This window comes from Microbacterium sp. NPDC055357, assembly GCF_053644835.1.
Genome location: NZ_JBSHLZ010000001.1, coordinates 511499 through 523297, shown reverse-complemented (window position 1 = coordinate 523297; position 11799 = coordinate 511499). Strand labels below are relative to the sequence as shown.

General features: G+C 69.9%; 11 protein-coding genes. 7 read left to right on the top strand and 4 right to left on the bottom strand.

Annotation, left to right across the window (positions count from 1 at the left end; all coding sequences use genetic code 11):
• Window positions 1–38: 38 nt before the first annotated feature.
• Window positions 39–320 (top strand): helix-turn-helix domain-containing protein, encoded by a 282-nt coding sequence (locus tag ACWICD_RS02115; protein ID WP_376129846.1) that lies wholly within the window; start codon window positions 39–41, stop codon window positions 318–320.
• A gap of 6 nt (window positions 321–326) precedes the next feature.
• Here the strand turns inward: ACWICD_RS02115 and ACWICD_RS02110 are convergent, their stop codons facing one another.
• A complete protein-coding gene (locus ACWICD_RS02110) occupies window positions 327–917 on the bottom strand; it encodes a hypothetical protein (RefSeq protein ID WP_376129849.1) in 591 nt (196 codons plus the stop codon).
• 129 nt (window positions 918–1046) lie between these two features.
• On the opposite strand from ACWICD_RS02110, the gene ACWICD_RS02105 reads away from it, so the two are divergent.
• Entirely contained in the window at window positions 1047–1487 is a 441-nt protein-coding gene (locus tag ACWICD_RS02105; RefSeq protein WP_454139140.1) for an Rv3235 family protein, read from the top strand.
• A 155-nt stretch (window positions 1488–1642) separates the two neighbouring features.
• On the opposite strand, the gene ACWICD_RS02100 is transcribed toward ACWICD_RS02105, so the two are convergent.
• A complete protein-coding gene (locus ACWICD_RS02100; protein WP_376129855.1) occupies window positions 1643–2866 on the bottom strand; it encodes a pyridoxal phosphate-dependent aminotransferase in 1224 nt (407 codons plus the stop codon).
• 174 nt (window positions 2867–3040) lie between these two features.
• The gene (gene secA, locus ACWICD_RS02095) at window positions 3041–5863 is read right to left on the bottom strand and encodes a preprotein translocase subunit SecA (RefSeq protein WP_454139139.1); all 2823 of its coding nucleotides are present in this window, start codon (window positions 5861–5863) and stop codon (window positions 3041–3043) included.
• A gap of 173 nt (window positions 5864–6036) precedes the next feature.
• Here secA and ACWICD_RS02090 point away from each other — a divergent pair, with 173 nt between their 5' ends.
• The 4 genes from ACWICD_RS02090 to ACWICD_RS02075 are packed head-to-tail and all read left to right on the top strand — an operon-like array spanning window position 6037 to window position 9570.
• Window positions 6037–7005, top strand: coding sequence for an efflux RND transporter periplasmic adaptor subunit (locus ACWICD_RS02090; RefSeq protein ID WP_454139138.1), 969 nt, complete (start codon window positions 6037–6039; stop codon window positions 7003–7005).
• Window positions 7002–7763 (top strand): ABC transporter ATP-binding protein, encoded by a 762-nt coding sequence (locus tag ACWICD_RS02085; RefSeq protein WP_454139234.1) that lies wholly within the window; start codon window positions 7002–7004, stop codon window positions 7761–7763. Before ACWICD_RS02090 ends, ACWICD_RS02085 begins: the two co-directional genes overlap by 4 nt.
• On the top strand, window positions 7760–8968 hold the full coding sequence (locus ACWICD_RS02080; RefSeq protein ID WP_454139137.1) for an ABC transporter permease: 1209 nt from the start codon (window positions 7760–7762) through the stop codon (window positions 8966–8968). Before ACWICD_RS02085 ends, ACWICD_RS02080 begins: the two co-directional genes overlap by 4 nt.
• A gap of 14 nt (window positions 8969–8982) precedes the next feature.
• Window positions 8983–9570 (top strand): PadR family transcriptional regulator, encoded by a 588-nt coding sequence (locus ACWICD_RS02075; protein WP_376129866.1) that lies wholly within the window; start codon window positions 8983–8985, stop codon window positions 9568–9570.
• Window positions 9571–9617: 47 nt separating this feature from the next.
• On the opposite strand, the gene ACWICD_RS02070 is transcribed toward ACWICD_RS02075, so the two are convergent.
• Window positions 9618–9992: a PIN domain-containing protein gene (locus tag ACWICD_RS02070; protein WP_376129869.1), complete on the bottom strand. Its 375-nt coding sequence runs from the start codon at window positions 9990–9992 to the stop codon at window positions 9618–9620.
• Here ACWICD_RS02070 and ACWICD_RS02065 point away from each other — a divergent pair.
• A complete protein-coding gene (locus ACWICD_RS02065; RefSeq protein ID WP_454139136.1) occupies window positions 9923–11692 on the top strand; it encodes a DEAD/DEAH box helicase in 1770 nt (589 codons plus the stop codon). The genes ACWICD_RS02070 and ACWICD_RS02065 overlap by 70 nt on opposite strands.
• Window positions 11693–11799: the final 107 nt, after the last annotated feature.

Sequence of the window (11799 nt, the reverse complement as noted above, 5' to 3'; positions counted from 1 at the left end):
GCCCCGGCGCCCTCGCGCGAGGCCGCGATAATGGGACCATGCCCCGCACCCCGACGCCCGAGACGCGCCTGCTCGCGCTCGCGCAGGCGGCCGAGATCCTCGCCGTGTCGGTCGATGAGGTGCTCGATCTCGTGCAGCGCGCCGAACTGCGCGGCGTGCGGGTCGGCGCGTCGGCGCAGTGGCGGATCGACCAGGCGAGCATCTCCGACTACCTCGACGCGCAAGCCGAGATCGCACGCCGGGCCGCGCTGTGGAACCAGTCGCAAGAGGCCAGCTTCCCCGAGCTGTGGGGCACCGGGCCGGTCCGCCACACCGACTGAGGGGGCTCAGTACTCGAGCCGGGCTTCGAGCCGCACCCACACGATCGCCCACGACGGCACGACGCGATGCGCCGTCACGGCATCGGCGCGCCGGGCTTCGCCCGGCTCGTGCACCGCGAGATCGAGGTGGTCGGCGCCGGCACGGTCGATCGTCCCGGTGAGCAGCCGCTCGCCCGTGAGGCGGATCGTGACGCCGATCCGCCGGCGCGCGACGTCACGCAGCACGTATCCGAACGTCTGTCGCTCCGCGAGCCGGTCGGGAGCGGTACCGGCGGGCCGGGCGCTGCGCAGCAGGTCGGCGTGCGGCATCCCGATGCTGCGGATCGAGGCGAACGGCACGACGAGCGCTCGTCTCGGGGTGTCGTCGAGGTCGAGCCCGACCCAGTCCGCACCGACGGCTCGCACGCGGGCGGCGACGGCGGTGCCGTCGGCGAGGTCGACCGCGGCAGAGACGCCCTGGACGGCCGTGAGGCGCTCGCGCAGCGAGAGGCCCGAGCGCTGCAGACGCTCGGCCTCGGTGGCCAGCGCGGCGCGTTCGGCCTCCCATTCCGAGGCGATCTGGTCTTCGAGGTCGTCGAAGAATCGGTCCCAGCGCACCCGGGCAGAGTACGGCACCGGTCACGAGTGCGTCACGAGTTGTCCACAGATCGCCGCTCGGTTCGTCGGGGCGCTCGGGGATGTGCTGTACTTCTGCGTGGCATCCCCCCTGGCCAAGTAAGGCACCGCATGGCAACGTCGCCCGCGGGCAGCGCCCGCGCCTTCGTCCCGCCCGCCGACGCATGGGAGCTGTCGAAGTTCTTCGCGCCGCAGCGCACCTCGTCCACCGTCCTCCCCGACCCGGAGCCCCTCCTGCGCAACCTGACGCGGGGTGTGCTCGAGGTGTTCGCGGGGGTGCGCGACGTCGACCAGCTCGCGCGCTGGCTCACCGAGGACCCCTACCGCCGGCTCGTCGCCCGGGCGAACCTCGCCGCCCGGGCGCGCTCGGCCCGCGGCATCCCAGCGCGTCGTCCCGTGCACGCGCTGACCTCGGTGCGGCACCAGTCCCCCGCCAACGGCGTCGTGGAATCGGTCGTCATCGTGCAGGGTCCCGCCCGTACGCGCGCCGTCGCTCTGCGCCTGGAGGGCATGGACGGCCGGTGGCGCGCGACGTCTCTCGCCCTTCTCTAGCCCGGCGCCCCGTCTCGGCCGCCACCCGGTCGCGCCGCCCTGATCAGCGACTCAAGACGGCGAGACTGCAACGGGGCGCCGAGACTGCGGGTAAAGCCCACGGTCTCGGCGCGCCGTTGCAGTCTCGTGGTCACGGGCTACGGCGGGGGCGGCGGCTACTGGCGGTACGACGAGAGGAAGTTGCCGAGGCGCTCGACGGCCTCGGCGAGCACACGTGCTTCGGGCAGCGTGACGATCCGCAAGTGGTCGGGCGAAGCCCAGTTGAAGCCCGTGCCCTGCACGAGCAGCACGTGCTCGGCGACCAGGAAGTCGTAGACGAGCTTGCCGTCGTCGTGGATCTCGTGCACCTCGGGATCGAGCCGCGGGAACGCGTACAGCGCCCCCCGGGGCTTGACGCACGAGACGCCGGGAATCGCCTCGAGGCCCTGCCACGCGGCATCCCTCTGCTCGTGCAGGCGCCCCGATGGCGCGAGCATCGCATCGATGGACTGCACTCCCGAGAGGGCCGCCTGCACGGCATGCTGTGCGGGAACGTTGGGGCACAGCCGAGTCGACGCGAGCAGCGTGATGCCTTCGATGAACCCGCGGGCATGCCCCTTCGGCCCGGTGAGCACGAGCCAGCCCGAGCGGTATCCGGCGACGCGATACGTCTTGGACAGGCCGTTGAAGGTGAGCACGAGCAGATCCGGCGCGACGGATGCCATCGGGATGTGCACGGCATCGTCGAACAGGATCCGGTCGTAGATCTCATCCGAGAGCACCAGCAGCGAGTGCTCCCGCGCGATCTGCGCGATCCCCTCGAGGACGTCGCGCGAGTACACCGCTCCCGTGGGGTTGTTCGGGTTGATGACGACGATCGCCTTCGTGCGCGGTGTCACCTTGGCCCGGATGTCGTCGAGATCGGGTTGCCAGCCGTTCTGCTCGTCGGCGAGGTAGTGCACGGGCGTGCCGCCGCCGAGGCTGGTCATCGCCGTCCACAGCGGGTAGTCCGGCGCGGGGATGAGCACCTCGTCGCCCTCGTCGAGCAGCGCCTGCATCACCATCGTGATGAGCTCGGACACCCCGTTGCCGAGGTACACGTCCTCGGGGCCGAACGCGGGAAAGGTCGGGTCCTGCTCGTAGCGGTACACGACCGCCCGCCGCGCCGACATGATGCCCTTGCTGTCGCTGTAGCCGTGCGCGTGCGGTATCGAATCGATCATGTCGCGCACGATCTGGAACGGCGCCTCGAACCCGAACACGGCGGGGTTGCCCGTGTTGAGCTTGAGGATCGTGTGGCCCTCGGCCTCGAGCCGATCGGCCTCGACGAGCGCCTGCCCGCGGATCTCGTACAGGACGTCTTTCAGCTTTCCGGACTGGTCGAGGGGGCGCAGACTCATCGATTCAGACTAGCGCCGGATGCTGCACCCTCAGCGCCGGATGCTGCACCTCAGCGCCGCGGCCTCACCCACGCGGCATCCCCCATGACCGCGAAACCGCATCGGGGCGCCGAGACTGCGGGGAATACCCACTGTCTCGGCGCCCCGATGCAGTCTCACGGAAAAGAGGGCGGGCTACTTCTTCTTGCTCGCGCGGCGGTCGGCGCGGTTCTGCGGAGCGGGTGCGGGGGCGGCTGCGGCATCCGTGCGCTGGCCGAAGGCACCGCGAGGGCCCTGGGGCTGGGTGGGTGCGGGCTGCGCGGGCCCGGCCGCGGCTGCCGCCTGGCGCAGCTTGTCGGTCGCCGCGCGCTGCACCTGTCCGCGCTCGTTGCGCACCTCGACCTCGCCGGCGTCATTGGCCGCCGAGTACTGCAGGCGCTGCGCGTCGACGGATGCTGCACCCAGGCCCTTCGCCTCGACCTGCGTGACCTCCGCGCCCTCTCCGTCGCCCTGGGAGCGCACCTCGACCTCGAGGTTGTAGAGGTAGCCGACCGACTCCTCCTTGATCTGTCCCATCATCGACTGGAACATCTCGAAGCCCTCGCGCTGGTACTCGATGAGCGGGTCGCGCTGGGCCATGGCGCGCAGGCCGATGCCGTCCTTGAGATAGTCCATCTCGTAGAGGTGGTCGCGCCAGCGGCGGTCGAGCACCTGCAGCACGACGCGCCGCTCGAGCTCGCGCATCGCCGGTGCGCCGAGGGACTCCTCGCGCTTCTGGTAGGCGATCGTCGCGTCCGAGAGGATCTCCCGCTTGAGGCCCTCTGCCGTGATACCGCCCTTGCGGCCGGCGCCCTCGGCGACGACCTCGTCGATCGTGACGCTGACGGGGTACAGCGTCTTGAGCTCGGTCCACAGCGAGTCGAAGTCCCAGCTCTCGTTGTGTCCCGAGCCGGTGTGCTCCTTGATGACCTCGTCGATCGCGTCCTCGATGAAGTGCGTGATGCGGTCGGCGATGTCGTCGCCGTGCAGCATGTGACGGCGGTCGGTGTAGATCGCCTCGCGCTGACGGTTCAGCACGTCGTCGTACTTGAGGACGTTCTTGCGGATCTCGGCGTTGCGCGATTCGACCTGGCTCTGCGCGCTCTTGATCGCGCGGCTGACCATGCTGGATTCGATCGCGACGTCGTCGGGGAAGTTCGTGCGCGAGAGGATCGCTTCGGCCGCCCCCGACTGGAACAGCCGCATCAGGTCGTCGGTGAGCGAGAGGTAGAAGCGGCTCTCGCCGGGGTCGCCCTGACGGCCTGAGCGACCGCGCAGCTGGTTGTCGATACGGCGCGACTCGTGCCGCTCCGTGCCCAGGACGTAGAGCCCGCCCGCCTCGGCGACCTTCGCCGCCTCGACGGCGACGACGTCGCGGGTCGCCTCGTAGACGGCGTCCCACTCGGCTTCGTACTCTTCGGGCGTCTCGACGGGGTCGAGGCCCTTCGCCTTCATCTCCTGCACGGCGAGGAACTCCGCGTTGCCGCCGAGCATGATGTCCGTTCCACGACCGGCCATGTTCGTCGCGACCGTCACGGCGCCCAGGCGCCCCGCGCGCGCGACGATCTCGGCCTCGCGCGCGTGGTTCTTGGCGTTGAGCACTTCGTGCTTGACGCCCTTCTTCGCCAGCAGCCGCGAGAGGTATTCGCTCTTCTCGACGCTGACCGTGCCGACCAGCACCGGCTGGCCCTTCGCGTGCCGTTCGGCGATGTCGTCGACGACCTGGGCGAACTTGGCCTGCTCGTTCTTGTAGACGAGGTCGGGCTGGTCCTTGCGGATCATGGGCTTGTTCGTCGGGATGGGCACGACGCCGAGCTTGTAGGTCGACATGAACTCGGCCGCCTCGGTCTCGGCGGTACCGGTCATGCCGGCGAGCTTGTCGTACAGGCGGAAGTAGTTCTGCAGCGTGACGGTCGCGAGGGTCTGGTTCTCGGCCTTGACCGGCACGTTCTCCTTCGCCTCGATCGCCTGATGGATGCCCTCGTTGTAGCGTCGTCCGGCGAGGATGCGGCCCGTGTGCTCGTCGACGATCATGACCTCGTCGTTGATGACGACGTAGTCGCTGTCGCGCTTGAACAGGGCCAGCGCCTTGATCGAGTTGTTCAGGAACGAGATGAGCGGGGTGTTCGCCGACTCGTAGAGGTTGTCGATGCCGAGGTAGTCCTCGACCTTCTCGATGCCGGGCTCGAGCACGCCGATCGTGCGCTTCTTCTCGTCGACCTCGTAGTCGACGCCGGCCTCGAGGGTCTTGGCGATCTTCGCGAACTCGAGGAACCAGCGGTTGGCCTCGCCCGAGGACGGGCCCGAGATGATGAGCGGCGTGCGGGCCTCGTCGATGAGGATCGAGTCGACCTCATCGACGATCGCGAAGAAGTGACCGCGCTGCACGAGGTCTTCTTTGCGCCAGGCCATGTTGTCGCGCAGGTAGTCGAAGCCGAATTCGTTGTTGGTGCCGTAGGTGATGTCGGCGTTGTACTGCTCACGGCGCACTTCAGGCGTCTGGCCGGCGACGATCGTGCCCGTCGTCATGCCGAGGGCGCGGTAGATGCGACCCATGAGCTCGGCCTGATACGACGCGAGGTAGTCGTTGACCGTGATGACGTGCACGCCCTTGCCGGCGATCGCGTTCAGGTAGACGGGGAAGGCACCGGTGAGCGTCTTGCCCTCACCGGTCTTCATCTCGGCGATGTTGCCCAGGTGCAGGCCCGCGCCACCCATGATCTGCACGTCGTACGCGCGCTGACCGAGCGTGCGCTTGGCCGCCTCACGGACGGCGGCGAACGCTTCGGGCATGAGCTGGTCGAGGGTCTCGCCCGCTTCGTGCCGCGCGCGCAGCTCGGCGGTCTCGCTGCGCAGCTCCTCGTCGGTGAGGTGCTCGTAGTCCTCTTCGAGGGCGTTGACGGCCTTCACGACCTGCTGAAGTCGGCGAAGGATGCGTCCCTCGCCGGCGCGGAGCAGTTTCTCGAGAGGGTTGGCCACGGGGCATCTCCATCTGTCGGGTCGGGCACCGGTCGGCGCCAGTGCCGGGCGGGCGCGCAGTGCGCCCGGGCATACCTCCCCATGTTACTGGGCTGTGATCTTTGCGTGCGCTGTGTGCGGGTCATCGCCGCGCGGCATCCCGGATATGTATTCTCAGAAACTAGATACAGGGTATGCATCGCACCCCGGGCGTCCGCGCCGGAAAGGTTCTCATGATCGTCTGGCGCCGCTGGGTCTTCCCGATCCTCATGGTTATCGTGTTCTCGGCGATCGCCGCCGCCCTCGTCAAGCTCGCGTTCTTCCCTGACCGCACCGAAGCGGCCGTCGAGCCGACGGCGCAGATCGCCGACTCGATCGTCGTGGCCGAACGCGGTTCCGTCGTCAACGAGCTGAGCCTGTCGGGCACGGTGGCACGGGATGCCGCGTTCCCGATCCGCTCCGAGATCGACGGCACCGTGGTCACGGTCCATGTCGCGGCGGGCCAGGCGGTCACGGCGGGGCAGGTGCTCTTCACCATCAAGCAGGCCTCCCCCGAGCGGCTCATCGACGTCGTCGCCCCCGAATCCGGCGACCTCACGGTGGTCGACATCGTGAAGGGCCAAGCGGCCTCGGTCGGCGGCGAGCTCGCGCAGCTCACACCGGCGCGTTACCACGTGCTCAGCACGGTGCAGCCCGTGCAGCTGTACCGGCTGATCGACGCTCCCCGCGAGGCATCCGTCACGATCCAGGGCGGCCCCGAGCCGTTCACGTGCACGGGCTTGACGGTGCAGGTCGCCGAGGACGGCGCGACGAGCGTGCGGTGCGCCATCCCGGCCGACCAGGTCGTGTTCGCGGGGCTGCAGGCGACGCTCGACATCACCGTCGGCACAGTCGAAGACGCCCTGCTCGTGCCGACGACGGCCGTCAAGGGCGGATCGGGAACGGGTGTCGTGTGGGTGGATGCCGGCGACGGCGGCACACCCGAAGAACGGTCCGTGACGCTCGGCGTGAGTGACGGCACGGTCGTCGAGGTCACGGAAGGGCTCGAGGCGGGCGAGCAGATCCGCCAGTTCGTGCCCGGTCTGACCGCTGACGACGAGCCCGTCTGCTACGACGACGGCATGGGCGGCCAGTACTGCGAAGAGCAGGGGTGGAGTTGGTGACGCTCGTCCGTCTGGAGGGCGTCACCAGGAGCGTCCTGCTGCCCGACGACTCGCGCCTCGAGATCCTGCGCGGCATCGACCTCGATGTCTCCGCGGGCGACCACGTGTCGATCGTGGGACGCAGCGGCTCGGGCAAGTCGACGCTGCTGAACATCCTCGGGATGCTGGACAGCCCGACCGACGGCATGGTGTCCTTCCGCGAGCGGCCGGTCGGCCGGATGCGCAAGGGCGCCCTCGATCGTCTGCGCGGGCGCAACGTCGGCTTCGTCTTCCAGCAGTTCAACCTGCTCGCAGGGCGCTCGGCGCTCGAGAACGTCGAGATGCCGCTCAGCTACGCCTCCGGCCGTGCGTTCTGGACGCGCCGGCGCGTTGCGACCGACATGCTCGAACGCGTCGGATTGGGCCACCGCATCGACTCGACCCCCGAGCAGCTGTCCGGCGGCGAGCAGCAGCGCGTCGCGATCGCGCGGGCGCTCGTGCGGCGCCCCTCGCTCATCCTCGCCGACGAGCCCACGGGTGCGCTCGACGTCGAGACCGGCGGCGCCGTCATGACGCTGCTCGACCAGATCGCCTCCGAAGCGGATGCCGCGCTCGTGACGATCACGCACGACGTGCACGTCGCGGCGCGGGCGCGACGGCATTACCGGCTCGAAGAGGGCGTGCTCACGCCCGTGCGTCTCGATCGCGCCTTCCGCGAGACGGCGCTGGGGGCGGTCACGACGGCCGAAGCGGTCGGCGACGCCGGAGTCCGCTCGTGAGCGGCGTCATCGGCGCGCTCGCGGACGCCTGGTCCGAGCTGCGGCACCACAAGCTGCGGGTGCTGCTGAGCCTCATCGGGATCGCCGTGTCGGTCGGTGCGATCACCGCCGTCGTCGCGTTCGGCGAGTACCAGCGGCAGTTCGCCGCCGAGCAGTCCGACCGCTCGGGCGGCCGCGTCGCGACGATCAACGTCTCGGCGAACACCTCGGACGGCTCGCCCATGGACTGGGCGGCGTTCGGCGACCGCGTCGAGCGCGTCTCGGAGCGCTTCGACTTCTCGCACGCGTCCCGCATCGTCGACGGGCTCATGCTCGACGTGCAGACCCCCGACCAGGTGCGCGCCGTCATGGCGCGCCTGGTCGATCCGGCCCATCCCGTCATCCACCGCACTCCCCTCCTCGAGGGACGGTGGTTCCGCGACGCCGACGCCGAACTGCTGGCGCCGCCGGTCGTCATGACCGAGGCCCTGTGGGAGAGCTTCGGCCGCCCCGACCTCGGCAGCGGATTCACGCTCGACGTGCAGGGCGAGGCGGGTGGCAGCTACGCTGTGATCGGTGTGACGCCGCGCCAGTACGCCGGCGACGAAGAGAAGTCGGTCACGCTCCTCTACGACGCGTACGCCGCGCGCGTCGACGCGCTGCCGCCCGACGTCTACGCGCAGTGGGAGTTCTGGGTCGGCGAGGACATCGTCGCCGATCTCGGCCCCGTGCTCGCGATGGATCTTCGCGCGGGGCTCGAGAACACCGACGTGTCGGTGTCGCGCAGCGACTGGGGGTCGCGCCCCGACATGGCCGCATCCACCGTCGTGTTCGAGCTCGTGACGGGATCGATCGCGGCGCTCGTGCTGCTGCTGGGAGGACTCGGCCTGGTCAACATCCAGCTCGTCGCGATGCGGCAGCGGATCCGCGAGATCGGCGTGCGGCGCAGCTTCGGCGCGACGGCGGGGCGCATCTTCACGTCGGTCATGCTCGAGAGCGTCGTCGCGACCGCCGTCGCAGGCGTCGTCGGGATCGCGATCGCGATCGTGGTTCTGCGGGCCCCGTTCGTGCTCGACATGTTCCCCGGCATGCAGGACATCCCGCCCTTCCCGCTGCGCGCCGCGCTCACGGGTCTCATCGCCGCCGTCGCGATCGGTGCGCTGGCCGGCTTCATCCCCGCTCTGGTCGCCGTGCGCGCGAAGGTCATCGACGCGCTGCGGTTCTGACGCAAGGAGTCATCATGTCCGTCCGGCAGAGTCTGCTCGCGATCCTCGATCAGGGGCCGTGCTACGGCTACCAGCTGCGCGCCGAGTTCGACCGGCGCACGGGGTCGACCTGGCCGCTCAACGTCGGTCAGATCTACAACACGCTCGACCGACTCGAGCGCGACGGCCTCGTCGTGAAGGACGACGTCGACGAACACGGGCACGTCTACTGGCAGATCACGGATGCCGGCACGGCGGCCGTGCGCGATTGGCTCGACTCGCCCGTGGAGCGCGGTCAGGGCACGCGCGACGAGCTCGCGATCAAGCTGGCGGTCGCCGCGACCCTGCCGGGCGTCGATGTCGCCGGGATCATCCAGGCGCAGCGGCGCTCATCCCTCGCGCGGCTGCAGTCGCTCAACCGCGCGAGGTACGCCGGCGCGAATCCCGAGGGGCCCGAAGAGCTCGCCTGGGCGCTCGTCGTGGACTCGATGATCTTCGCGGCCGAGGCCGAGGTGCGCTGGCTCGATCACGTCGAGCAGCGACTGGCGCAGCATCCGGAACACGCCCTCGAGCTGTCGCTGTCCACCGAGCGCCCCAAGCGCGGGCGACCGGCGGCGGAGTGAGCACGTCGGAGTCGGGCAGACGGCGCACCGCGATCACGTGAGCCGCGTCAGCCCTTCCACGGATCGAGCACCCGCACACCGAGCGGCGCGAAGTCTTTGGTGTTGCGCGTGACGACCGTGAGATTGTGATGCAGCGCCGTCGCGGCGATGAAGGAATCGGCGAGCGGCCTGGGATCGGGAACGTGCAGCGACGCCGCGATGATGGCCACGTCGGCGTCGACCGGGAGCACGCGCGCGACGTATTCGACCGTCCATCCGGAACTGACGCGTCGCGCAGAGTGCCCGGGTACCCTGAACTGTGTCCACAGATCAAGACCCGATCGATGTCGAGGCTCCTGCCGAGCCCGCGCCGATGACGTTCGCCGACCTCGGGCTCGGTGACGCGGCGCTGAAGGCCCTGCGCGACGTCGGATACGAGACACCGTCGGCGATTCAGGCGGCCACGATCCCGACGCTGCTCGACGGGCGTGACGTCGTCGGACTCGCGCAGACCGGCACGGGCAAGACGGCCGCCTTCGCGCTGCCGATCATCGACCGGCTCGACATCGAGCAGAAGACTCCGCAGGCGCTCGTGCTCGCTCCGACGCGCGAACTGGCACTGCAGGTGTGCGAGGCGTTCGAGAAGTACGCGTCGCACCTGAAGGGCGTGCATGTCCTGCCGGTGTACGGCGGGCAGGGGTACGGCGTGCAGCTGTCGGCCCTGCGCCGCGGCGTGCACATCGTCGTGGGCACCCCCGGTCGCATCATGGATCACCTCGACAAGGGCACGCTCGACCTGTCGGAGCTGCGCTTCCTCGTGCTCGACGAAGCCGACGAGATGCTCAAGATGGGCTTCGCCGAAGACGTCGAGACGATCCTCGCCGAGACCCCCGACACGAAGCAGGTCGCCCTGTTCTCGGCGACGATGCCCGCCGCGATCCGCCGCATCTCGAAGCAGTACCTGAACGATCCCGAAGAGATCACGGTCAAGTCCAAGACGACCACCTCGTCCAAGACGACGCAGCGCTATCTGATCGTCTCGTTCGCGCAGAAGATGGACGCCCTCACGCGCATCCTCGAGGTCGAGAACTTCGACGGCATGATCGTGTTCGGCCGCACCAAGAGCGTCACCGAGGAGATCGCCGAGAAGCTGCGCGCGCGCGGATACTCCGCCGCCGCGATCAACGGCGACGTCGCGCAGGTGCAGCGCGAGCGCACGGTCAACCAGTTGAAGTCGGGCAAGCTCGACATCCTCGTCGCGACCGACGTCGCCGCCCGCGGCCTCGACGTCGAGCGGATCTCGCACGTCGTGAACTTCGACATCCCCACCGACACCGAGTCCTACGTGCACCGCATCGGCCGCACGGGGCGGGCCGGACGCTCCGGCGACGCGATCAGCTTCGTCACGCCGCGCGAGCGCGGGCTGGTCCGGGCGATCGAGCGCGCAACCCGCCAGGAGCTCACCGAGATGCAGCTGCCGAGCGTCGACGAGGTCAACGTCACGCGGCTCTCGCGGTTCGACGACCGGATCACCGCCGCCCTCGGCGAGACCGCCCGCGTCGAGCGGTTCCGCGACATCGTCGCCCACTACGTGCGCCACCACGACGTGCCCGAGGTCGATGTGGCCGCAGCCCTCGCCGTCGTCGCGCAGGGCGAGGTTCCGCTGCTGCTCGAGGCCGAGCCCGAACGTCCCGCCCGCAGCAGGGACGACCGCGAACGCGGCGACCGGCCCGAGCGCGGTGACCGCGGCCCACGCCGGTCGCGCGAGGGCATGGCGACGTACCGCATCGCCGTCGGCAAGCGCCACCGCGTCGAGCCGCGGCAGATCGTCGGTGCACTCGCCAACGAGGGCGGCCTGCGCCGCGACGACTTCGGCGCGATCCAGATCCGACCGGACTTCTCGCTCGTCGAGCTGCCGGCCGACCTGCCGCGCGACACGCTCTCGCGCCTGGCCGACACCCGCATCTCGGGCAAGCTGATCGAGCTGCGCCCCGACACCGGCGGCCCCTCGCGGCGCCGGGACGACCGCGACGACCGCGCGCGTCGGGACGACCGTCGGGGCTCGTACCGCGACGACCGCGACGCCGCGCCCGACGACCGTCCCGCCCGCAAGCCCCGCCACAAGGCCGCCGACGACGCCTGACCCGCACCCCGGCGCCCCTCGACCCGACCGGATGCCGCGACCCCGCGGCATCCCTCACCGCGAGACTGCAACGGCGCGCCGAGACCGTGGGGTTCACCCGCTGTCTC